This window comes from Ruegeria sp. AJ12, assembly GCF_056536245.1.
In genome coordinates this window covers 1563881-1587198 of record NZ_JBQFJJ010000001.1, presented here as the reverse complement: position 1 = coordinate 1587198, position 23318 = coordinate 1563881, and the positions used below count along the sequence as shown (strand labels likewise).

The 23318-nt window shown below is 58.3% G+C and carries 23 protein-coding genes; 14 read left to right on the top strand and 9 right to left on the bottom strand.

The genetic code is table 11. The features are described 5' to 3' along the window. Nucleotides 1-104: 104 nt before the first annotated feature. Entirely contained in the window at nt 105-728 is a 624-nt protein-coding gene (locus ACR3E0_RS08055) for a TetR/AcrR family transcriptional regulator (RefSeq protein ID WP_480477877.1), read from the bottom strand. Between the two features lie 137 nt (nt 729-865). Between ACR3E0_RS08055 and ACR3E0_RS08050 the strand changes: the two genes are divergently transcribed. The 7 genes from ACR3E0_RS08050 (at nt 866) to ACR3E0_RS08020 (ending at nt 9711) form a co-directional block, all read left to right on the top strand. Then, a complete protein-coding gene (locus tag ACR3E0_RS08050) occupies nt 866-1330 on the top strand; it encodes a (2Fe-2S)-binding protein (protein ID WP_480477875.1) in 465 nt (154 codons plus the stop codon). Between the two features lie 3 nt (nt 1331-1333). After that, entirely contained in the window at nt 1334-3520 is a 2187-nt protein-coding gene (locus ACR3E0_RS08045) for a xanthine dehydrogenase family protein molybdopterin-binding subunit (protein WP_480477873.1), read from the top strand. A 129-nt stretch (nt 3521-3649) separates the two neighbouring features. Next, entirely contained in the window at nt 3650-4969 is a 1320-nt protein-coding gene (locus tag ACR3E0_RS08040; RefSeq protein ID WP_480477871.1) for a glutamine synthetase family protein, read from the top strand. A 58-nt stretch (nt 4970-5027) separates the two neighbouring features. Continuing rightward, on the top strand, nt 5028-5708 hold the full coding sequence (locus ACR3E0_RS08035) for a type 1 glutamine amidotransferase (protein WP_480477869.1): 681 nt from the start codon (nt 5028-5030) through the stop codon (nt 5706-5708). Further along, a complete protein-coding gene (locus ACR3E0_RS08030) occupies nt 5708-7066 on the top strand; it encodes a glutamine synthetase family protein (protein ID WP_480477867.1) in 1359 nt (452 codons plus the stop codon). The genes ACR3E0_RS08035 and ACR3E0_RS08030 overlap by 1 nt, the downstream gene beginning before the upstream one ends. 9 nt (nt 7067-7075) lie before the next feature. Beyond that, the gene (locus ACR3E0_RS08025) at nt 7076-8380 is read left to right on the top strand and encodes an NAD(P)/FAD-dependent oxidoreductase (protein WP_480477865.1); all 1305 of its coding nucleotides are present in this window, start codon (nt 7076-7078) and stop codon (nt 8378-8380) included. A gap of 116 nt (nt 8381-8496) precedes the next feature. Beyond that, nucleotides 8497-9711: a DegT/DnrJ/EryC1/StrS family aminotransferase gene (locus tag ACR3E0_RS08020; RefSeq protein WP_480477863.1), complete on the top strand. Its 1215-nt coding sequence runs from the start codon at nt 8497-8499 to the stop codon at nt 9709-9711. Nucleotides 9712-9769: 58 nt separating this feature from the next. On the opposite strand, the gene phaR is transcribed toward ACR3E0_RS08020, so the two are convergent. The 3 genes from phaR to ACR3E0_RS08005 all read right to left on the bottom strand — a co-directional run bounded on the left by phaR (nt 9770) and on the right by ACR3E0_RS08005 (nt 12850). Beyond that, entirely contained in the window at nt 9770-10324 is a 555-nt protein-coding gene (phaR, locus tag ACR3E0_RS08015) for a polyhydroxyalkanoate synthesis repressor PhaR (RefSeq protein ID WP_480477861.1), read from the bottom strand. 142 nt (nt 10325-10466) lie between these two features. Beyond that, nucleotides 10467-10916 (bottom strand): phasin family protein, encoded by a 450-nt coding sequence (locus ACR3E0_RS08010; RefSeq protein ID WP_480477859.1) that lies wholly within the window; start codon nt 10914-10916, stop codon nt 10467-10469. A gap of 131 nt (nt 10917-11047) precedes the next feature. Then, a complete protein-coding gene (locus ACR3E0_RS08005; RefSeq protein ID WP_480477857.1) occupies nt 11048-12850 on the bottom strand; it encodes a PHA/PHB synthase family protein in 1803 nt (600 codons plus the stop codon). Nucleotides 12851-12961: 111 nt separating this feature from the next. On the opposite strand from ACR3E0_RS08005, the gene phaZ reads away from it, so the two are divergent. Both phaZ and ACR3E0_RS07995 read left to right on the top strand, forming a co-directional pair. Continuing rightward, nucleotides 12962-14233 (top strand): polyhydroxyalkanoate depolymerase, encoded by a 1272-nt coding sequence (gene phaZ / locus ACR3E0_RS08000; protein WP_480477855.1) that lies wholly within the window; start codon nt 12962-12964, stop codon nt 14231-14233. A gap of 5 nt (nt 14234-14238) precedes the next feature. Next, on the top strand, nt 14239-14823 hold the full coding sequence (locus ACR3E0_RS07995) for a DUF6151 family protein (RefSeq protein ID WP_480477853.1): 585 nt from the start codon (nt 14239-14241) through the stop codon (nt 14821-14823). On the opposite strand, the gene ACR3E0_RS07990 is transcribed toward ACR3E0_RS07995, so the two are convergent. The 5 genes from ACR3E0_RS07990 to ACR3E0_RS07970 form a co-directional block, all read right to left on the bottom strand. Further along, nucleotides 14814-15530, bottom strand: coding sequence for an alpha/beta fold hydrolase (locus tag ACR3E0_RS07990; RefSeq protein ID WP_480477851.1), 717 nt, complete (start codon nt 15528-15530; stop codon nt 14814-14816). The two genes, ACR3E0_RS07995 and ACR3E0_RS07990, sit on opposite strands and share 10 nt — an antisense overlap. 85 nt (nt 15531-15615) lie before the next feature. Next, a complete protein-coding gene (locus ACR3E0_RS07985) occupies nt 15616-16230 on the bottom strand; it encodes a hypothetical protein (RefSeq protein ID WP_480480982.1) in 615 nt (204 codons plus the stop codon). A gap of 19 nt (nt 16231-16249) precedes the next feature. Then, entirely contained in the window at nt 16250-16675 is a 426-nt protein-coding gene (locus ACR3E0_RS07980; RefSeq protein ID WP_480477849.1) for a VOC family protein, read from the bottom strand. Further along, nucleotides 16675-17667, bottom strand: coding sequence for an alpha/beta hydrolase (locus ACR3E0_RS07975; RefSeq protein WP_480477847.1), 993 nt, complete (start codon nt 17665-17667; stop codon nt 16675-16677). Before ACR3E0_RS07975 ends, ACR3E0_RS07980 begins: the two co-directional genes overlap by 1 nt. After that, the gene (locus tag ACR3E0_RS07970) at nt 17667-18416 is read right to left on the bottom strand and encodes an alpha/beta fold hydrolase (protein WP_480477845.1); all 750 of its coding nucleotides are present in this window, start codon (nt 18414-18416) and stop codon (nt 17667-17669) included. The genes ACR3E0_RS07975 and ACR3E0_RS07970 overlap by 1 nt, the downstream gene beginning before the upstream one ends. 194 nt (nt 18417-18610) lie before the next feature. Between ACR3E0_RS07970 and thrS the strand changes: the two genes are divergently transcribed. The 5 genes from thrS to ACR3E0_RS07945 all read left to right on the top strand — a co-directional run bounded on the left by thrS (nt 18611) and on the right by ACR3E0_RS07945 (nt 23317). Beyond that, the gene (gene thrS, locus ACR3E0_RS07965; protein ID WP_480477843.1) at nt 18611-20581 is read left to right on the top strand and encodes a threonine--tRNA ligase; all 1971 of its coding nucleotides are present in this window, start codon (nt 18611-18613) and stop codon (nt 20579-20581) included. Nucleotides 20582-20802: 221 nt separating this feature from the next. Then, complete coding sequence (locus tag ACR3E0_RS07960; protein ID WP_480477841.1) at nt 20803-21105, top strand: BufA1 family periplasmic bufferin-type metallophore; 303 nt, start codon at nt 20803-20805, stop codon at nt 21103-21105. Between the two features lie 72 nt (nt 21106-21177). Then, nucleotides 21178-22035: an MNIO family bufferin maturase gene (gene bufB, locus ACR3E0_RS07955; RefSeq protein WP_480477839.1), complete on the top strand. Its 858-nt coding sequence runs from the start codon at nt 21178-21180 to the stop codon at nt 22033-22035. Further along, a complete protein-coding gene (locus tag ACR3E0_RS07950) occupies nt 22032-22793 on the top strand; it encodes an HvfC/BufC family peptide modification chaperone (protein WP_480477837.1) in 762 nt (253 codons plus the stop codon). Before bufB ends, ACR3E0_RS07950 begins: the two co-directional genes overlap by 4 nt. Then, nucleotides 22790-23317, top strand: a complete 528-nt coding sequence (locus tag ACR3E0_RS07945) for a DoxX family protein (RefSeq protein WP_480477835.1) — start codon at nt 22790-22792, stop codon at nt 23315-23317. Before ACR3E0_RS07950 ends, ACR3E0_RS07945 begins: the two co-directional genes overlap by 4 nt. Nucleotide 23318: the final 1 nt, after the last annotated feature.

Sequence of the window (23318 nt, the reverse complement as noted above, 5' to 3'; positions counted from 1 at the left end):
TTGAGGTGACCCGTTTTCCGGAACACCTGTCTCTTGTCGTCCCGTCAAGCCCGAACGGGGTTGGCACATGCACCAGCCCATTTCCGAAGCGCATCTCATTGGCTTCAGGCACGCGCCAGATCCGTTGTTGCGCCATACCGGCTGATCATCATCTCGACGCTGTTTTCGATGGTTTCGGCCATCTCAGGTTGGCTGAGGACTGCCCCGGTGAACAGCATTGGCCAGAACGCCCTTGCCTTAATCAGACCTATGAACTCGCGACCGGCGCGCTCGGGGTCCTTGATCTGCAACTGACCGTCTTCGGCCGCGTCGCGGAGCATGGCAATAAACGTTGCTGTCTTATCCAGTTTGCCCTGCGCCTCTGCCGCCAGCACCGGATTGCGCAGAGTTTCGCTGATCACCATCCGGGACATTGCAATGACCTCGGGTGACATCAGAATCCGCCCTTCGGCCCAGGCCAGCTCGGTCAACTGTTCGCGGATATCGCGCCCTTTTTCGTACCGGATTTCCAGCACTTCGGCAAAGCGGTTGGACAGCTCGATCACAATCGATCGAAACAGATTTTCCTTGCTTTCAAAGTACTTATAGAGTGTGCGCTTTGACACCTCTGCCCGCGCCGAGATGCGATCCATACTGGCCGCGGCAAAACCCTTTTCCTGAAACTCGGCTACGGCAGCTTCGATGATCTGGGCGTGTTTGGACGCATTTGGTGCAGGGCATTCATTCATGCCAGAGCTATAGACCCATTGACGGGCGATGGTCAAATTCTGCGTAAACTTGAGAGTTTACAAGACCAGAGAACTGTGAAATTGTAAACCCGCCAGTTTACCGACTCAGGTAACCAGCCCAACAGGAGAGTCCCCCTATGGCTTTAACACTAAAACTGAATGGCGAAACCCACACGGTTGACGCCGAACCCGGCACGCCCCTGCTATGGGTGATCCGGGATGAACTTAAGATGACCGGAACCAAATTCGGCTGCGGCGTTGCCTCATGCGGCGCGTGTACCGTGCATTTGAACGGCGAACCGGTGCGCTCGTGCCAGACCTTTGTTGAAGACGTCGAAGACGCCGAAATCACCACAATCGAAGCCGTTGGCGAGAACAAAATAGGCGCGGCTGTTCAGCAGGCCTGGGTCGAGTTGGATGTAGTCCAGTGCGGCTACTGCCAGTCGGGCCAAGTGATGTCGGCGGTTGGGTTGCTGTCCGAAAACCCCAAGCCCTCGGTCGAAGAGATCGACGAATACATGTCGGGCAACGCCTGCCGTTGCGCCACCTATCAACGCATCCGCGCCGGTATTCAGCGCGCATCGGATATTCTGGAGGCCTGAGCCATGACAATCAACACCTCACGCCGTGGATTTCTAAAAGGCGCCGCTGCCGCTGGCGCCGTTTTGCTGGTGGGTGCACGCGCAGATGGTGCGTTGGCCGCCGCCTCCTCTGAATCCGCGCAGTTCAACCCCTTCGTGAAGATCGACGCGGATGGCACGGTCACCGCAATCGTAAAGCACTTTGAAAAGGGTCAGGGACCGGCAACCGGTCTGCCAACACTGATCGCCGAGGAAATCGGCCTGCGTATGGATCAGATCGAGTATGAGTTCGCCCCGTCCAATCCGCAGCTTTACAACAACCTGTTGTTTGGTCCGTTCCAGGGCACAGGCGGCTCGACCGCCATGGCGAACTCGTGGATGCAATACCGTCAGGCCGGTGCCGCTGCGCGCGAAATGCTGATTTCAGCGGCGGCCGAAAGCTGGGGCTTGGATGCCTCCGAGATCACGATCGAGGAAGGTATCGTCAAAGCAGGCGATCAGTCAGCTCCGATCAGTGCGTTTGTCGCTGCTGCGGCACAGATGGAAGCGCCCGCCGAGCCCCGCCTGAAAGACCCGTCAGAGTTCCGCCTGATCGGGAACGAGACCGTGCGCCGCAAGGATTCGGCCATCAAAGGCAATGGTCAGGCCATCTACGGCATGGACCTGCACCTGCCGAACCAGATGGTGGCCATGATCAAGCGCCCGGAAGCGCGTGGCGCCTTGGTCACCGGGTTCGATGACACCGCGTCGAAGGAAATCAAAGGGTTCATCAGCGCGGCTGCCCTGCCCAATCAGGCCGGCGTCGCCGTCTACGCAGAAGACACCTGGGCCGCGATCCAGGCCCGCGATGTCCTTGAGGTGGAATGGGACATCTCGGCAGCCGAAACCCGGCATTCGGATCAGATCAAAGCCGAGATCATGGCCGCTCTGGATGCAGAGCCCACGTATAATGTGAACCAGGCTGATGCTGCCGCTGTTGCTGCGTCTATAGATGGGGCAGCTAAATCGGTTGAAAAGACCTTCTACTTTCCACTCCTTGCCCACGCACCGATGGAACCGATGAACTGCACGATTGAACAGACTGCGGACGGCACCATCGTTCTGCATGACGGCAGCCAGATTCCAACCGGCGTTCACATGGCGTATCAGCAGATCTTTGGCCTGCCCGAAGACAAGATACAGATCAACACGCTCCTGGCGGGCGGATCGTTCGGACGCCGGGCGACACCAGAGGCAGACTATCAGGTCGAGGCTGCGCTGGCCTTTGTCATCACCGACCGGTCTCGCCCCGTCAAACTGGTCTGGACCCGCGAAGACGATATCCGCGGCGGTTATTACCGCCCCGCCTTTGGGCACAAGGTCCGTGTCGGGCTGGATGCGGATGGTAACATCGTCGGGTGGCAGCATCAGGTTGCCGGACAGTCAATCATGAAGGGTACGCCGTTTGAAGCGTTCAGCGTGCATGATGGCGTCGACCACAGCTCGATCGAAGGGATTGCGGACAGCCCATATGAAATCCCGGGCATGGCGGTGGGTCTGACCGACACGCCCAAGGCGACGACGGTGCTGTGGTGGCGCTCGGTCGGGCACACGCATACGGCCTATGCAATGGAGACCATGATGGATCTGGCCGCCGCAGCCGCGGGCCGGGATCCGGTGGAGTTCCGACTGGCCTATCTCGCGGATACCGGCAATGCCGATCAGCAACGCAAAGCTGGTGTTCTCAGATTGGCGGCGGAAAAGGCCGGTTGGGGCAATGCTCCTGCGGGCCGGACTCAGGGTATCGCAGTTCACAAATCCTTTGGGTCCTATGTCGCTGAGGTGGTCGAAGTCTCGGGTGATCCAGAGGACGGGATCCGCATCGAGAAAGTCACCTGCGCGGTGGATTGCGGTATCGCGGTGAACCCGGACATTGTCCGCGCCCAGATGGAAGGTGGCATCGGCTACGGGATCGGTCACGTCATGCGTGGTCAGATTACCCTAACGGACGGTGCCGTGGATCAGTTCAATTTCCCGGACTACGAACCGCTTCGGATCGGCGATATCGCCGCGATTGAGGTCCACATTGTGCCGTCGGCCGAAGCACCGACCGGTGTGGGTGAGCCCGGGACGCCACCGTCGGCCCCTGCTCTGGCAAATGCGATCAACGCTTTGTCCAATCTGCATGTTGCCGAGCTGCCAATGTCGGAGAACGGTGTGGCTTTCTCCTGACCCATTAAACCCCGCGCCGGTTCCTTTGGGGTCGGCGCGGTTTTTTGCTCCTCAGAAATTTGATCAAATTTAGTGACAAGTCGGGATGGCTCCGGTACACCTCGGAAAACGAGAGGAACGGAGGCCATTATGGACCTGAGCGCCCTGCACAGTTTTCGCGTTGCAGCCTGTGACCTGAACGGTCAAATGCGAGGCAAGCGCGTGCCGCCTTCATATGCTGACAAACTGAGCCAGGGCACGGTACGCATGCCGTTTTCAGTGTTGAACGTCGATCTTTGGGGTGCCGATATCGAAAACAGCCCGTTGATGTTCGAAACCGGCGATGCGGACGGGGTGCTACTGCCAACCGAACGTGGGCCTGTCCCCATGCTATGGCTCAAAAACGATACGGCGCTGGTGCCCATGAGCCTTCATGACGATGACGGGGAACCATTCGCCGGAGACCCGCGGCACGCGCTCTCCGCCGTACTGTCACGCTATGCGCAACGCGGTTGGTCTGTCGTTGCGGCAACCGAACTGGAATTCACGCTGATCGACGCGTCCGGCCCGCATCCCCGACCACCGATCAACCCGGTAACAGGGCGTCGATTGTCAGATGACTCTATTCTGTCGATGGCCGAAATGGATGCCTTTGATGCGTTCTTCACCGACTTGTATGACGGCTGTACGGCGATGGGCATTCCCGCCCAGACCGCCATTTCTGAAAGCGGTGTCGGTCAGTTCGAAATCAATCTGAACCATCAGGACGCAATGCGGTGCGCCGACGATACGTGGCTTTTCAAAGCGTTGGCGCGTGGTCTGGCCCGGAGACACGGGTTTGTCGCGACATTCATGGCCAAACCGTATGCCGATGACGCTGGCAACGGCCTACATGTGCATTTCTCCGTCTTGGATCAGCAGGGGCGCAACGTGTTCGACAACGGCGGTCGTGAAGGCACCGAATTGTTGCATTCGGCGGTGGCGGGATGCCTCAAGGCCATGCCCGGCAGCACGCTCGTCTTTGCGCCGCACGGCAACTCCTACACCCGCCTTATTCCGGGCTCGCATGCGCCCACAGGCGCAAGCTGGGCCTACGAAAACAGAACCGCCGCGATACGCATACCCGGCGGCGCGCCAGCGGCACGCCGAATTGAACACCGGGTTGCCGGCGGCGATATCAATCCATACCTGATGCTGACTGCAGTTCTGGGCGCTGCAATGGTTGGAATCGAGGACGGCCTGCAGCCCCCTGCCCCAATTTCAGGTAACGCGTACGAACTCGAAAACCTGCCGCAACTGGTCGGCGACTGGTCCTCTGCAATCGATGCCTTCGAAACAGATTCAACCGTTGCGCGCCTGTTTTCGGCTGACCTGATCCGCAACCTCGCCATGACCAAAAGGCAGGAAATCTCTCAATTTGCGAACCGCCCAACCGACGAGCACTGGCTGAGTTATCTAGAGGCCGTTTGACCCCCTTGTCCGACCGCCGGGAGTCGGTTAGGCTTAATTTGATCAAATTTGGTGACCTATGAAAATCGGTATTCTACAAACCGGCCACACCCCCGACGCGTTGACGGATGACTTCGGGGATTATGACACACTGTTTCCAAGGCTCCTGAATGGACGTGGGTTTGAGTTCGAAACATTTGCCGTGGTGGACGGAAACTTTCCAGACGGGGTCGATGACGCGGATGGTTGGCTGATCACGGGATCGCGTCACGGCGCCTACGAAGATCTGCCCTGGATTCCCCGTCTGGAGGACCTGATCCGTGACATACGCGATAGCGGCAAACCGCTGATCGGTGTGTGTTTCGGACATCAGATCATCGCTCAAGCGCTTGGCGGGAAAGTCGAAAAGTTTTCAGGCGGATGGGCCGTCGGGCGCACGAAGTATGAGTTCGACGGCAAGAAAGTGTGGCTGAATGCCTGGCATCAGGATCAGGTCACAGAGCTGCCCGAGGGCGCTCGGGTCCTGGGTCAGAACGACTTCTGTCAGAACGCGATGCTGAGCTATGGTGACACGATCTGGACGGTTCAGGCGCATCCCGAGTTTTCAAATGACTTCATCGCCGGTTTGATGCGAACACGTGGCAAAGGCCTTGTCCCCGACGCCCTGATGGAGGCCGCGGCAAACCGGCGGACCGCACCGGATGACAACCCCGAGATCGCAACCGTAATGGCGGACTTTCTAAAAAGAGCGAGGGCCTGATGGCCGATTGGACAAAAAAACTACCTCAGGCTGCGCGCACCTATTTGGACGGCAAGCGACTGGATGAGGTCGAATGCATCATTTCGGACCTTCCCGGCATCGCGCGCGGCAAGGCGGTACCGGCGTCGAAATTTGCACGGCAATCCTATTTTCACCTGCCGGACAGTATCTTTTACCAGACAATCACCGGCGACTGGGGAGAGGCCGCCGGAGAAGACGGGTTCATCGAGCGGGACATGATCCTTAAACCGGACTTCTCGACAGCCTCCGCTGCGCCGTGGACGGGGGACTGGACCCTGCAGGTGATTCACGATGCCTATGACCGGGACGGAGACCCGATCCCCTTCAGCCCGCGCAACGTGTTGAAACGTGTGGTGCAACTCTATCGCAAGAAGGGTTGGGAGCCGATCGTGGCGCCCGAGATGGAGTTCTTTCTGGTCGCACCCAATGTCGATCCGGCCCAGGGCATCAAGCCAATGATGGGTCGCTCGGGGCGGCCGGCGGCGGCACGACAGGCCTATTCGATGACGGCCGTGGATGAGTTCGGCCCGGTCATCGATGACATTTATGACTTCGCTGAGCATCAGGGGTTCGAGATCGACGGCATCACTCAGGAAGGGGGCGCTGGTCAACTGGAGATCAATCTGCGCCATGGCGATCCGGTCAAACTGGCCGATGAGGTGTTCTATTTCAAACGCCTGATCCGCGAGGCCGCCTTGCGTCATAACTGTTTCGCGACGTTCATGGCGAAGCCGATCGAGGATGAACCCGGGTCGGCCATGCACATCCACCATTCGATCATCGATGTGGAGACTGGGCAGAATATCTTTTCCGGTCCGCAAGGTGGCGAGACGGACGCGTTCTATCACTTCATCGCCGGTTTGCAGATGCACTTGCCTGCTGGTCTGGCCGTGATGGCACCTTACGTGAACTCCTATCGGCGCTACGTGAAGGATCACGCGGCACCGATCAACCTGGAATGGGCTCGCGACAATCGCACCACGGGTATTCGCGTACCGCTGTCGGGCCCGGAAGCGCGGCGGATTGAAAACCGGATCGCCGGGATGGATTGTAACCCGTACCTTGGCATCGCGCTGTCACTGGCCTGCGGTTATCTGGGTTTGATCCAGCAGGAACGCCCCCGCCGCCAGTTCTATGGCGACGCCTATGAAGGTGAAGGCGATATTCCCCAAGTGATGGGCAATGCACTGGACCTGTTTGACGAGGCCACGGCCTTGCACGACGTGCTCGGCCCCGAATTCGCGCGTGTCTACGGCATCGTGAAACGGGCAGAATACGAAGAGTTCCTGCAAGTGATCTCGCCGTGGGAACGTGAGCACCTGTTGCTGAACGTCTGAGGCGACGAAATGAATTTGCTCTATTCCAACGACCGAAAGGCGGAGTATCCGCCCAGTTGGTACGCCACGACGGCGCATTCAATCGACCGGTTTCCCGCCCTCGCCGGGGATGCAAAAGCAGATGTATGCGTTGTTGGCGGCGGTTACACCGGTCTGTCGGCGGCACTGCATCTGGCGGAAGCCGGATTCGACGTCGTGCTGCTCGAGGCGCATCGCGTTGGCTTTGGTGCATCGGGTCGTAACGGGGGACAACTCGGCAGCGCCCAGCGCATGGCGCAGGAAGACCTGGAGCGTCTTGTGGGCGATGAAGATGCCGCCAAGCTCTGGCATCTCGCCGAAGAGGCCAAGGGCCTGGCGAAATCGCTGGTCGCCAAACACAAGATTGACTGCGACCTGAAACCCGGCATCGCCGAAATGGCGCTGAGCGACAGAGAGCGGCATGAGCTGCACGAGCATGCGGAACATCTGTCGGTCAAATACGGCTATGACCAGCTCGAATTGCTGGATGCTGACGCCGGGCGCGCCCTGTGCCCGTCACCCGCCTATAAAGGCGGCTATCTGGATATGAGCGCCGGTCATCTGCATCCGCTGAACTTCGCCTTGGGTTTGGCGACAGCTGCGCAGACAGCAGGGGCCCGCATTCACGAAGGCACAGAGGTTCTGGATATCGAACAAGGCGCGCGGGTTTCCGTCCGGACAGCCCACGGGCGGGTCACAGCGGATCATGTCATCCTCGCCTGCAATGGGTATCTGGGAGATCTGAACCGGCACGTCGCTGCGCGGGTGATGCCGATCAACAATTTCATCGCAGCAACTGAACCGCTGGGCGCTGACGCAGCCAAAGTACTGACCAGAGATGTGGCCATTGCCGATACCAAGTTCGTCGTGAACTACTTCCGCCTCAGCGCGGACGGTCGTTTGCTGTTCGGTGGTGGTGAGAGTTATGGCTACAAGTTCCCAACAGACATCTCGGTGACAGTGCGCAAACCGATGTCGCAGATTTTTCCGCACCTTAAAGACGTGAAAATCGACTATGCGTGGGGCGGCACCCTGGCAATCACAATGCGTCGGATGCCGTATCTGACACGGGTTGCGCCAAACATTTTGTCCGCGTCCGGCTATTCCGGGCATGGTGTCGGAACGGCCACCCATGCCGGGCAACTGATGGCGCAGGCCATTCAGGGGCAGGCCGAAGGGTTCGACACGATGGCGCGCGTCCCAGCCCTGCCGTTTCCCGGCGGATCAGCCCTACGCAGCCCACTGCTGGTACTGGCCATGACCTGGTACGCGTTGCGCGACCGCTTGGGGCTCTGAGCCTTCCAACCTTTGCGACGGTTTGGTGAAATTTCGCCGACACGGTGAATGAGGGCTTGGCATTGGCAGGTGCTTTAATTTAAATAAATAAAAGTTAGAATTCGGGAAAACCAAATATGACGCTGCCACCCAACGTTCATGATGCCGAACCCATCCCCGCAGACGCACGAGACGCCATTGATGCTTTGATGCAATCGGGGGACCTGTTCCGATACACCGCGCCGCAGGACGCGCCGGTAGCCTTGCTGGAAACCGAGTTTACGGAGTTGCTGGGCACAAAATACGCTCTGGCCGTATCTTCGTGCTCGGCCGCCCTGTTCCTGTCATTGAAGGCATTGGGCCTGCCGCGGGACGCGCGAGTGTTGATTCCAGGCTTTACCTTTGCGGCGGTCCCCTCTTCCATCATGCACGCGGACTGTGTTCCGGTTCTGTGCGAAGTCGGTGAGAACTATCGCATCGACATGGCGGATTTTGCGGACAAGCTGGACAATGTTCAGGCGGTCATCATCAGCCACATGCGCGGGCACACGTCGGACATGGATGCAATCATGGACCTGTGCGACGCCCGCGATATCCCGGTGATCGAGGACGCGGCCCACTCGCTCGGAACAACCTGGCACGGGCGCAACATCGGGACCATCGGCAAAGTCGGGTGCTTTTCGTTCCAGTCCTACAAGATGATCAATGCTGGCGAAGGCGGCATCCTGATTACCGACGACGCCGACCTGGTGGCCCGCGCCGTAATCATGTCCGGTGCCTACGAGCACAACTGGAAAAAGCACAAAGGTCCCCATGGCGACAACACGCCAGAGCTGGAACAGGCCTTCGCCCGGTGGCAGAACCAGTTGCCGCTGTATAACCTGCGGATGAGCAATCTCAGCGCTGCCGTCATCCGTCCGCAAATACCTGAACTGGCGCGGCGCGTGCGGGATGGGTTGTCAAATCATGACTACGTGGCTGACCGTCTAAACGCTTCGCCGTATGTCGAAGTTCCCACCCCGCTGGCACCGGAACGCCGGGCACCGGATTCGATCCAGTTCAATCTGGTTGGAATGGACGAAAGCGAAATCCGGGAGTTTGCAGCAGCGTCCGAAGCGCGTGGCGTCAAGGTTCAGGTCTTTGGATTGAGCGAGGACAATGCGCGCGCCTTCTGGAACTGGCAGTTCCTGCCCGAGACGTTCGAGCTCCCCAAGACACGGGACATGTTGATGAAGGCATGTGACGTGCGGTTGCCTGTGCGCCTGACGCGGGAAGAGTTGGACATTATCTCGGATATCCTGCTCGCCTCCGTTGGCGAGGTGACCGGTCCGGTGCCTGTCTACGGCACCTGAATGCGATCAACAAAAAAGGCCCGCACGATGCGGGCCTTGTCGATTTGATCGTTTTGGATCAGTTCAGCTTTGACAGCTTCTGCTGCAACTCGGCGAGTTGCTTCTTGATGTCGTCCAGATCCTCTTTTGGCTCCGACTTATCTTCGTCTTCCGTATCAGGGCCGGACCATCCGCCCGAGAGCCCTCCGGTCATAGCCTTCAGGAAAGCTTTTTGCTGCGCCTGCATCGCCTCAAAACCCGGTATCTGAGACATCGGGTTCATCGCGTTCATGTTTTCCATCATCTTGGCCTGGCTTTCGCGCAGCATCTCGAACGAGCTTTGCAGGAACTGCGGCATCATCCCACCGCCCGGAACCATATAGCTGCGGACCAGATCATTGAGCACGTTCACAGGGAGGACGTTTTCGCCGCGGCTTTCATGTTCCGCAATGATTTGCAGCAGGTACTGGCGCGTCAGGTCATCGCCGGTTTTCAGGTCGATGATCTGCACTTCGCGCCCATCACGGATGAAACCCGCGATATCCTCGAGCGTCACGTAATCGCTGGTCTCAGTATTGTACAGCCGACGGCTGGCATAGCGCTTGATCAGCAGCGGTTTTTCCTGGTCCGACACCTGGTACCCTCCCCAAGGATGATGCGTTGCAGCACAGGTTATGCGACTGCAGAACAAAAAGAAAGGGCAGGTCAATCGACCTGCCCTGCGCGACTACACCGGATGGGAGGAATGGGTGCGTCTCGCGGACGTTCCTATTTGCTTACTTGGCAGCCGCCGTTGCTTTCTTGGCAGCAGCAGTGACCTCGTTGGTGGCTTTTTTGACAGCCGCGGTTGCATCTTCTGCAGCGTCTTTGCCAGCCGCCATCAGCAGCTCAACGGTTTCGGTCTGAACTTTTTTCGCGATTTCAGCGAAAGCAGCCAGGTTTTCCGCCGCAACTTCAGCCGACGCGCTTGCGAAATCGGTTGCCGCTTTTGCGTAATCTGCAGGCTCAGCCTTTGCTTTCGACATCTCGGTCAGCTTGGCCAGGGTTTCCTTGGTCCATTTGTTCGAGATCTCAGCCGATTTCTCAGCCGCGTCCAGAGCAACGCCCGACAGTTTCTCGTTCAGAGTTGCGGTCGATTTGAAGGCACCTTCCATTGCGGTGGTGTCAACGGGGAATGCGCCCATCATGTCTTTCATGATCGCGGTAAAGTCTTGGGTCTTTGCCATTGTCCTAATCCTTTTAGCCGGTCCGGGCCCACCCCGGGTTTCGTCAGCTTGAGGACAATATGATTGCTGCATCGCAGCATTGCAAGTTTTTTCTTGCTGCGATGCAGAAAAATTCTGGTTTCAAAATGAAATCAGATGTTTGGAACGGCGACAACATATGTGCCGGGAGCGGGCGCCAAACGCGGGTGATCCGAATCGCCAGTGTCACGCGCAGGCACCTGTTTGCCGGACCGCTTCTTCAGCCATGCTTCCCACATCGGCCACCACGATCCTTCGTGAAAGTCTGCCTCTTTCAGCCAGGTGTCAGCGTCCAGCTTCATGTCCGGGTTGGTATAGTGCCCATATTTCTTCTTGCTGGGCGGGTTCACGATGCCAGCGATGTGACCGGATTCCGAGACCACAAACGTCTTGGAGCGCGAGCCCATTTTCTGCACCCCGCGATAGCAATCCTTCCAGGCGGCAATGTGGTCCGTCTCGCAGGTGATTGCCATCAAGGGAACATCGACATCACCGACCTGTAGTTTGTGCCCCATCATCTCGATCCCGTCGGTGGCAAACTCGTTGCGCTGGCACAGACCCCGCAGATAGTCGACCGACATTTTCGCCGGCAAGTTGGCCCCGTCACCGTTCCAGAACAGCAGGTCAAATGCTGGTGGTGTTTCCCCCATCATATAGCTGCGAATGGCCGGACCGTAGACCAGGTCTCGCGACCGCAAGAACGACATCGTGCGCCCCATGATCCAGGACCTCAGCACGCCTTCCTTCCCGACCTCTTCTTCGATACCGTCGATGAAGTCGTTCTGCAGGAACGGTGTGAACTCTCCCTGGTCCGAGAAATCGGTCAGCGCTGTAAAAAACGTGGCGGATTTGATCGACTTGTCTCCGCGCTGTTTCAGCAGAGACAGCGTCAGACTGAGCGTTGTGCCCGCAATGCAGTATCCGACCGCGTTGACCTGCTTGACCTTGCAGATCTTTTTGGCCTCTTCGATTGCGGTCAGAAAACCGTCCTGAATGTAGTCTTCCATACCGGTTTCGGCATAGCTCCTGTCCGGGTTGACCCAACTGACGACGAACAGCGTGTACCCCTGTTCGGTCACCCATTTGATCAGGCTGTTCTGAGCCTTCAGGTCCAGAATGTAAAATTTGTTGATCCAGGGCGGGAACAGAACGATTGGCGTTTCATAGACGGTTTCGGTCGCCGGTTTGTACTGGATCAGTTCCATCATCCGGTTGCGAAACACCACGTCTCCGGGCGTCGTCGCAAGATTTCCGCCAACCTCGAACGCATCCTCATCCGCCAGTTTGACCACCAACTCGCCGTCATTGGCTTCGAGGTCCGAGACCATGTTTTCCAACCCCTGAATGAGCGATTGGCCCTCGGTCTCAACCGCCTTCTGCAACGCATCCGGGTTTGTGGCTAGAAAGTTTGTCGGCGCCATCATGTCGACGATCTGCTGCGAAAAATATCTGAGGCGTCGTTTGTCCTTGGCATCCATATCCTCAACCGATGCCACGGCCTGAGCTATGGCCTGGGAATTGGTTTGATACTGCTGTCGGATAAGGCGGAAGTAAGGGTTGGTTTCCCACAGCGGGTTGGAAAATCTCTTATCGCTGGCTTTCGCCTCTTCGTCTTCAACTTCGCCCGTAGCCAGTGCCTGCTGCGCCTCGGCGAAATTAAGAACCGATTTCCCCCAGTATTCTATCTGTTGTTCCAACAACTTGGCGGGATTCTGCCAAGCTTCGGCCCAATATGCCGTTGCTGCTCTTGCAAAAAGCTCATGATTCGGAGCGTCCAGGGCCGGGGTTCGCGTTTTTTTGGCTGACATGACTTCGATCAGACGCTTGGAGAGCTGTTCGACCTTTTCCATGTTTTCTTTAAGGCGTTCAGTATGTTCGTCGGTCAAATCAGGCATCTGGTCTTCACTTGTTGTCATTTTAACAATTCCCCCCTAACCTCGCTGCTATGCAGAATAACGTCGTGGGTGTCGGGGGGCAAAGCGGCGAATGGTCCGAACTCTTAGGCTCACACTCCGGAGGTCCCTTCGATGCGCTATATGATGACCTACGACATGATGGAAACCATGCGCAACACCAACCAATGGTTGGGTGCCACCGCCAGCGCAATGGCATCTTACCCGTTGTTTTCCATGGTTCCAAATCCTGCGTTCGGCTGGATGGCTGCGTGGGGTGAAGTGACCGAGCGCACGTTTCAGCGCATGATCGTCAAACCCGACTGGGGCATCCGTACCTTCACATGCGAGGATGGCAAGGATCACCTGGTCGAAGTCACCACAGTTCTCGAGCGTCCTTTTGGCGACTTGATCCATTTCAAGATCAACGGTCGGGAAGAACAGCCGCGCAAGGTTTTGTTGGTGGCCCCGATGTCCGGTCACTATGCCACGCTGCTGCGTTCGACGGTCAAAAGCCTGCTGGTCAATTGCGAAGTCTATATCACCGATTGGCATAATGCGCGCGATATTCCTGTGTCCGCGGGTAAGTTCGACGTTGAAGACTACACGCTCTACCTTGTCGATTTTATGAAAGAGCTTGGTCCAGACACGCATGTCGTTGCGGTCTGTCAGCCCGCCCCTCTGACATTGGCCGCGACCGCCTACCTGGCCGAGGTCGAACCCAAAGCGCAGCCCAGTACCCTGACCCTGATCGGTGGTCCGGTCGACCCCGATGCCACACCAACCGACGTGACCGACTTCGGCAGCCGCGTCACCATGGGCCAGTTGGAAGAAACCATGATCCAGCGGGTCGGGTTCAAATACAAGGGCGTTGGGCGCATGGTCTATCCCGGCCTTCTGCAACTCGCCTCCTTCATGTCCATGAATGCCGAGCGCCATTCGAAAGCGTTCACGGATCAGATCCAGAGGGTCGTGCGCGACGAGGCGTCGGATCATGACGCGCATAACCGGTTCTACGATGAATATCTGGCCGTGATGGATATGACGGCCGAGTTTTACCTGTCCACGGTCGAACGCGTCTTCAAACGGCGCGAAATTGCATTGAATGAGTTTGTTGTTGACGGCCACAAGGTGGATATCGGCAAAATCACCGACGTCGCCGTCAAGACCGTTGAAGGTGCAAATGACGACATCTCAGCTCCCGGCCAGTGCATTGCCGCGTTGGATCTGTGCACAGGCTTGGCCGACAGTAAGAAAGCCAGCCATGTGGAGCCGGGCGCGGGGCATTACGGCATCTTCGCGGGCCGCAGTTGGCGCGACAATATCCGTCCGCTGGTGATTGATTTCATGAACGAAAACAGCCGCAAACCGCGCCGCCGGGCCGCAAACCAGAACAAGGTGGCCTGAGCCCCGTGGCCGGGAACGTACAAACCGGTGTCGGGTTTTCTTGCGAATGCGGCGCGTTAAACGGGCGCATTACGGCGGAAGGTCTCCAGTCCGGCACACATATCGTCTGTTTTTGCCCGGATTGCCGCGCGGCAGAGTTGTACTTTGGGCAGCCGGACCCTGCGCCTGATCCCATCGCAGTCTTTCAGATCGCCCCGGAGCATATCGAAATCGATCAGGGCGCTGAACATCTTGCCGTCATGCAACTTGGCCCCAAGGGCGTCTACCGCTGGTATGCCAGCTGTTGCAACTCACCCTTGGCCAACACGCTCCAGACACCCAAATTTCCGTTTGCCGGATTTGTCGTCAACCGAATTGCAGACCCTTCCGGCCTCGGCCCGGTCACGTCCCGCAGCTTTGTGCCCAAGCCGGGTGGAAAGTCGTCGCATGAACGGTTTGCCTCAGCGCTGTTCGGCGTATTGAAACGCGCGGCCAGATCGCGCTTTACAGGCGGCTGGAAGAAAACGCCTTTCTTCGACACCCGCTCAGGAAAGCCAGTGTCCACGCCAACCTTGATCAGCAAAACCGAACGCGACGCGCTTTACCCATAGTCCGGGCGCTGAGAGACGCTCAGCCACGCCTGCATCGCCTTGATCACCACCCGTGGTGTTTCAAGCGTTGGCAGGTGCCCGGCGTTTTCAATCACCTGAATTTCCGCATCGGGGATCAGTTCGGCCATGAACGCGTGTTTGCGAACCGGGGTCAGCGTATCATGCGCCCCGCACAGGATCAAAGTCGGCACATTGATCCGGCGCAAGGTGCCCTGCTGATCCGGTCGACGCTGCAAGGCGCGCATCTGCCGCACAAACAGGTCCGGTCCGAGTTCCATCGCCATTGCCAGCAGATCGTTCAATATGGGTATGCGCTGCGGTCCCGGGGCCAGAGCATCGGACCCGACAATCTTGCGCATAACGTCCTCCAGCCGTCCGGCAAGCGCTGCAACGATCAGTTCTTCGCGGCCGGCGGCAATCTGCGGCGTGTCCGCCTGCGCGTCCGTCGCCATCAAACACAGTCGTGTAATCCGGTCGGGTGCGCGGCGCACCAGTTCCAGCGCCACGACGCCCCCCATGCTGAGCCCGGCCAGCGCAAATCGATGTGGAAGCTGATCCAGCAGCCCCGAGGCAATTTCTTCGATCCGCTCCCCTGTGGAAATCGGTGCAACCATCACCGCGCGATCCCGCGACAGCGCCTCGAGTTGAGGACGAAACAAGCGCGCGTCACACATCAATCCAGGTAGCAACACCAGCGGCTCGATCACGCGGGGCCTCCATGTGCTCGGTTCCCCGAGTCCATTCTGCTTTTCTTCAGGATGAGAGTTTTGCCCGGGCCGGGCAAGAAAAACTTTAGGGGTAAGTGATGGCGCGAAACCCCGGAAAATCAGCATAGCGGGATCGCCGGGTCGGCAGGTCTTCTTCCGGTTCTGCGCCGGGCTTTAACAGGCATCCGCGCGGCGCGATGTAGCTGTCAATCCGGCGTCTTGGGACCGGTCTCCACACCAGATTAAAGGCGCAAAGCTTGGGGAAAAACCATATCTCTGAATAGTTCAGATGATCATGCATCCACCACGCCAGATCCCGCCAATCGCGGCCCGTGGCGTATTGGTCTGCAAACCACGGGATCACAATCGACGCCCCGGCGACCCGCGCGTCACCCTGCCCGACATCCCAGATGTGGCATTCCAAGGGGTTGTCGTTACGTGCGCAATTCAGCCGATTTTCGTTGCCGAAGCGATTCAGCGACGGCGAACGGTAACCTGAGCGCACGGCAACCCGGCCAAAGGTTTCCTCCAGCGGATCCAGAAGGGTTTCACAAAAAGCCCGTCCGGTTTCGATCGCCAGGTCGGGATTGTCAGGGAGGTTCTGTTTTTGATGGAAGTTGCCGATCTCGGAATACAGGAAATCGCGCATGAAGAAATGTCGGGACAAGCGCACGCGACCAAGGGATTCAAGGCTCCACATGCTGGCTGGCTTGCGCATGTCAATACCCCTGCCAGCGAAAGGCCCCGTCCGGTCCGAGAGCCGAGAACGGGTTGAAGGCAACCTCCCAGATCGTTCCGTCCGGTGCACGAAAATAGCCATGATGCCCACCCCAGAACACATCCGATGCCTGTTTCAGGATCTCCGCACCCGCCGCGTCGGCGTCGCGCAGAACTTGTGCTACATCTTCTTTCGCGCGGCAATTGTAGCTCAGCGTGATCGCTCCATGGTTCAAGGCCTCAATCGGGACGCCGATTTCGTCAGCCAGAGCCGACAGGGGATACAACCCGAGTGTCTGGCCGATCAGGTCATACGCGATGACACCATCGGGGCTGTCGACCCTGGCCCAACCCATCGCTTCGTAAAACTGCGCCGCGGCTTCGGGATCGTCCACCCCAACCGTGATCAGGCTAACCCGTTGGTCCATCACTCTACCCCCAATCCTTTGAGCCAATCGAGAATTCCGGCAACGGTTGCGTCGGTCTGACCCGGCGATACCAACCGCCCCGCCACCACATGGGATTGCGGGTCATCCCCCGGTCCCATCGTCACCAGATTAACCTCGGCCGGCGCCCCCCAGGACCGAGCAACCACATGCGTTCGCTCGGGCCGTACAACCTCGTCTGCATCGGAAAACCAGAACAGGGCCGGAACCGAAGCATCCGAGAAATCCAGCGCATACACCGTGTCGACCAGAATGGACATCGGGACAACGGCCTCCCATGGATAAACAGTGGACCAGTATGTGTTCTTCTCGGGATCAGGGCCGGTCACGTCCCGCTCGTGGCCCATCACGATCGGCAGCCATTTGCGCGCCCACGGCAGAGACGGAACCCATGCAGCAGCTGTATTCACACCAAAATTCGGTGAGACAAGGACCATCGCGACCACGTCTTTGCTCAGATCCGGGTTCAACGCGGCAGCAGCAGCCAACGTTCCGCCGGTCGAGGTTGAGATCACAACAACCTTGTCCCCCACCGCGCGCGCTGCTGCCAATCCTTCGGCCAAATCCTGCATCCAGCCCGACGCGGTGCCCTCGGCCATGGCTTCTCCATCGCGCCCATGACCTTGAAGACGGGTATAGACCAGATTGGCCCCCAACGCGTCGGCAACTCGGTCAGGAACCGGACGGATTTCCTCGGAACTGGCCGAGAACCCGTGAACATACAGCACCGAATAGGGTGTGCGTTGTTCGGTAAACCCGTCCTGCCAGATCACCCGTTTTTCAACCCCGGGCACGATGTCTTCAAAGGCGGACTCAGCGCTTTCGAAATAAACCTGCACACCCTCGCCAAAACGCCTGTCATCAAAAGTCGGCGCAAGGTTGACCTCCTCACGCGGCCCAAACCAGTAGATCAGGCCGCCGATAACGATCAACGCCAGCAATGCGCGCCCCAGAACCCATCCGACCCGTCGCATCAGCGGTCTCCCATCACGTCAAGGACCGCTTGCTCGATCAGGCCCAGACAAGGACCGTCGGAAAACCGATGGTCGGCATCTTTGACCAGAAGCAGACGAATGTCCGGCCCGCTTGCGTGTTCCAAGAGCCGCACGGCGGTCTCGGTCGAAACCGCTGTATCCGCCGTGCCCTGCAGACACCGGACGGGAAACGGCAGATCAAGCGGGTCCCGCAATACGAGATGACTGCGCCCGTCTTCGATCATGCGCTTGGTAATGACGTAAGGCTCCATGTAGTCCGAGGGCAGTTCGACATGGCCGACGGTATCCAAGGCGGCTTTCTGCTCGTCGCTGAACGAGGCCCAATAGCCATCCTCGGTAAAATCGGGCGCAGCGGCGATTGTCACCATCCCTGCAATCCGGTCCGGCATGGCCTTTGCCAATAACAGCGCCTGCCAGCCCCCCATTGACGAGCCAACCACAATGAGCGACCCTTTGGTCAATGCGGAAACTGCGGCGACGGTATCCTGATGCCAGTCCCCAATGCAGCCATCGGTAAACGCACCCGAGCTTTCACCATGGCCCGAGTAGTCAAATCGAAGATATCCCTGCCCCCGGGCCTGTGCCCAGGCCTCAAGATGGACGGCCTTGGTGCCCTCCATATCTGATTTGAGCCCACCCAAGAAAACGACGGTCGGCCCCGCGCCGCCGCTCTTGTGATACGCCAGCCGTCGGCCCTGTGCGGTCTGCAGATATTCTGTCGCTGCCATGAAACCCTCATTTTCTGTGAAGAGCATCATGCACGGCTGCACCATGGCTGCAATTGTCGAATTCCTTCTGACCACAGCGTCATATCGGTTTGCCGCCTGTACTTGACAGGCATTGCCGCACCTGCCAAACCGGCCCGACACCATAACCCGCAACCGGGCGTTCAGTGGGCGCCAAACCGACGAGGAGAGCCGATATGGCCCCAGACTCTCAGCTAGTCTCACAGTCAGTCTTCCTTACTTTTCCCGATGGCAATTCCCGATCCTTCGACGCAGGCGTGACACCTGCGCAGGTGGCTGCCGATATCTCCACTTCACTGGCAAAAAAGGCTATCTCGGCCACTGTGAACGGGCAGCATTGGGACCTGCAATGGCCTATCGAGGCTGATGCGCAGATCGCGATCCACACCATGAAAGACGAGGCTCAGGCGAACGAGCTGGTACGTCACGATCTGGCGCACATCATGGCACGCGCCGTGCAGGAAATCTGGCCCGATACCCAGGTCACCATAGGCCCGGTCATTGAAAACGGCTGGTATTATGACTTTGACCGGGCAGAACCGTTCACGCCCGAAGATCTCGGCCTCATCGAGAAAAAGATGAAAGAAATCATCAACAAACGCGATCCTGTGACCACCGAGGTCTGGGACCGTCAGCGCGCGATCGATTTCTATACCCAGAACAACGAGCCCTACAAAGTCGAGTTGATCGATGCCATCCCCGGCGACGAACCGCTGCGCATGTACTGGCATGGCGACTGGCAGGACTTGTGCCGCGGTCCGCACCTGCAACACACCGGTCAGGTGCCGGGTGACGCGTTCAAACTGATGTCCATCGCGGGGGCCTATTGGCGCGGCGACAGCAACCGCGCCATGCTGCAGCGGATCTATGGCGTGGCTTTCACCGGCAAGGAAAAGCTCAAGGCGCACCTGCATATGCTGGAAGAGGCCGCCAAGCGCGATCATCGCAAGCTGGGCAAGGAAATGGACCTGTTCCATATGCAGGAAGAGGCCCCCGGTCAGGTGTTCTGGCACCCAAACGGTTGGACCATCTATACCGAACTGCAGGACTATATGCGCCGCAAGCAGCGCTCAGGCGGCTACAAGGAAATCAACACGCCTCAGGTCGTTGACCGGAAGCTTTGGGAAGCCTCGGGCCACTGGGACAAATACCAGGAGCACATGTTCATCGTCGAAGTCGAAGAAGAACATGCCAAGGAAAAGGCCGTCAACGCGCTGAAGCCAATGAACTGCCCGTGCCATGTGCAGGTGTTCAATCAGGGCCTCAAATCCTATCGCGACCTGCCTTTGCGGCTGGCCGAGTTCGGGTCATGCTCGCGCTACGAGCCCTCGGGCGCGTTGCACGGCATCATGCGGGTTCGTGGATTCACCCAGGATGACGGGCATATCTTTTGCACCGAAGACCAGATTCAGGGCGAATGTGCCAAGTTCATTAACTACCTTGCGGAAGTCTATGCGGATCTCGGATTTGAAGAGTTCGAGATCAAATTCGCCACCCGTCCCGAAAAACGTGTCGGCAGCGACGAAAGCTGGGATCATGTCGAGGGCGCGCTTGAGGCGGCCATCAAGGCGACCGGGCGCGAGTTCACTCTCGAACCCGGAGATGGCGCGTTTTATGGGCCCAAGCTGGATTTTTATCTGACCGATGCAATCGGTCGGGTCTGGCAATGCGGCACCTTTCAGGTCGACCCAAACCTGCCGGAGCGTCTGGACGCGACCTATATCGCTGCCGATGGCAGCAAACAGCGCCCCTATATGTTACACCGCGCCTGCCTTGGCTCGTTCGAGCGGTTCGTTGGCATCATGATCGAGGAGCATGCGGGCAAGCTGCCGTTTTGGTTGGCCCCGCGTCAGGTTGTTGTCGCTTCGATCACCTCCGATGCGGATGACTATGTGAACGAGGTCGTCGCGCAGTTGCAGGCGGCTGGCGTCCGGGCCGAGGCCGACATTCGCAACGAAAAGATCAACTACAAGGTTCGCGAACACTCGGTCGGCAAGGTGCCGGTCATTCTGGCCGTCGGTCACCGCGAAGTTGAAGACCGCTCTGTCAGCGTCCGGCGCCTGGGTGAAAAACAGACGCAGGTTCAACCGCTTGAGGCTGTAACAAAAGAGCTGGCACAAGCAGCTACGCCGCCGGATCTGTTGTAACATTCGGCGACAAATCGCCAGAAATCCGGCCCTGATTTTGGGGCCGGATTGAAACAACAAACAATTTTCAATTCAAAAACAATTTGTTACCCTGCAAGGGTACATGACGATCTTTGACGGCGTTGTGAGACACGGGCTCGTGAATTCAACTGTGCCGTTCATGCCATTACCTTTGTCATTGTCACAAGCAGACATACGCAGTCATTAAGAGGATTTCCGAGATGTCCAACACCGCAAAAACCCTGGTTATCGCAAGCGCCGTCGCAGCAGCCGTATCCGGCGCCGCCACCACGGCAACCGCCCAGGCCAAAGAGAAATGCTATGGCGTTTCGCTGGCTGGTCAGAACGACTGTGCAGCGGGCCCCGGCACCACTTGTGCAGGTACATCGACCGTCGATTATCAAGGCAATGCATGGACGCTGGTCGATGCAGGCACATGCGCGGATATCGAACTTCCGGCAGAGGCCAACGGCACGGCACGCCAAGGCTCGCTGGAGCCGCTGGAGCGTGATCTGCCGGCATAAGGTCGGATAGACGAGCACAAGGGGCGGGCCGCGTCGCCCGCCCCTTTTTCTTCGTGATCAAGGAACCGACACATGCTGGATGATGCCCTCAGGTCGAACCGTCTGCCCGCCGCACCGGGCGTTGGATATAAACCGCAGCATTTTGCGCAGATTCTGGATCATGCAAAGCCGGTGGCGTGGCTTGAGATTCACGCTGAAAACTACATGGGTGACGGAGGGCGACCGCTGGCCCAACTGCGCCATCTGTCCGAACAGTTTCCGATATCGGTTCATGGCGTCGGTCTGTCCATCGGGGGTGAAGGTTCGTTGGATACCGATCATCTTGCGCGCCTCAAGCATCTTGTCGGATGGCTGGACCCTGCCAGCTTTTCCGAGCATCTGGCCTGGTCGACGCATGACAGCCAGTTTCTGAACGATCTTTTGCCCCTGCCCTACACCGACGAAACACTTGCACGCATTTGCGACCATATCGATCAGGTTCAGGAAACGGTGGGGCGGCAGATGCTGCTTGAAAACCCTTCGAGCTATCTGGCCTTTGACGAGAGCACCTGGTCCGAGCCCGAATTCCTTCGGGAAGTTGCGCGGCGCACCGGGTGTGGGTTGTTACTGGATGTCAACAACGTCTTTGTGTCCGCGACCAATCTGGACTATTCGCCACAAGGCTACATCGACGCATATCCGCTTGAAAAAGTGGGCGAAATTCACCTCGGAGGTCATGACGAGGATGAAGACGACCATGGTCACCCCCTACTGATCGATAGTCACGGTCGTGAGGTCGTTGATCCGGTCTGGGCCTTGCTGGACTACGTTCTGGATAAGTCAGGCCCCAAACCTCTGTTGGTCGAGTGGGACACCGATGTGCCCGACTGGCCCATTCTACGCGCCGAAGCGGAACGCGCTCAGGCCGCGCTGGAGCGGGTACCGGCATGAGCGTGTCGCAATCGGATTTCCGGGCGGCCTTGTTGGATGCGACCGTTCCCGTACCTGACGGATTGATGGATGCCGATGCGCGCCCGGCGGGGCGTCGGTTCAGTGTGTATCGCAATAACGTGGCAGTGTCGCTAACCGAAGCGATGCACCAGGCTTTTCCCGTCATCACCAAACTGCTGGGAACGCAGAACATGGACGGATTGTCCGGGATGTTCCTGCGTCAGCATCCGCCATCTTCCCCGCTGATGATGTTCTACGGCGAAGCGTTTCCGGACTTTCTGGCCGGGCTGCCACAATTGTCGCATCTGGGATACTTACCTGATGTCGCGCGTCTTGAACTGGCCTTGCGCCGGTCGTACCACGCCGCAGATAGTCAGCCTGCCCCGTCCGACGCATTGGCCGTGCCCCCCGAAGACGTCATGCGATCCCGGCTGACATTTGCACCAGCGATGCAGGTTGTGCGCTCGGGTTGGCCCATTCACGCGATCTGGCGGTTCAACACCGAAGCCGGCGCGCCCAAACCGGATGCGGGCGGGCAGGACGTTCTGATAATGCGATCCGAATATGACCCATCGCCACAGGTCATGCCGACGGGCGGCGCAGATTGGATCTCGCATCTGCAGGCGGGGGACACAATCGGCGATGCATTTGAAAAAACCGCCTCACAAACCACCGAGTTTGACCTTGGAACCACTCTGGCACTGCTTTTGCAGGGCGGTGCAATAACTACTGTGACTATCGAAAGGCTGGAGACATGACTGCCCTGATCTCACTTCATAACAACACTTTGGGAAAGCTTGAACTTACGTCCGGCTGGCTGACACCCACGCTTGCCCGGGTGGTGTTTGCAGCGACCCTGCTGATTTATTACTGGAATTCGGCCACAACGAAACTCGGGAGCGGAGTCTTGGGATTTTTGTCTCCGTCTGATGGCGCTTATGTACAGATTTTTCCCAAGGCTATGGAGGCCGTCAGTTACGACAGCTCGCAACTGGGCTTTTTCTACTGGATCATTGCAGTGGCCGGGACATGGGCTGAATTTCTGTTGCCCGCACTCATCCTGGTCGGGTTGTTCTCGCGGCTCGCGGCCTTGGGAATGATCGGGTTTGTCTGGGTCCAAACAATTGTGGATGTCACCGGCCATGGCGCGCAGCTGGGCAGCTTCTTCACAGCCGCGCCAAATATCTTGGATCAGCGCACCATGTGGACATTTCTGTTGCTGGTGATTGTGATCAACGGCGCGGGCCCCCTGTCCATTGACCGGCTTCTGCGCCTGAAGTGAA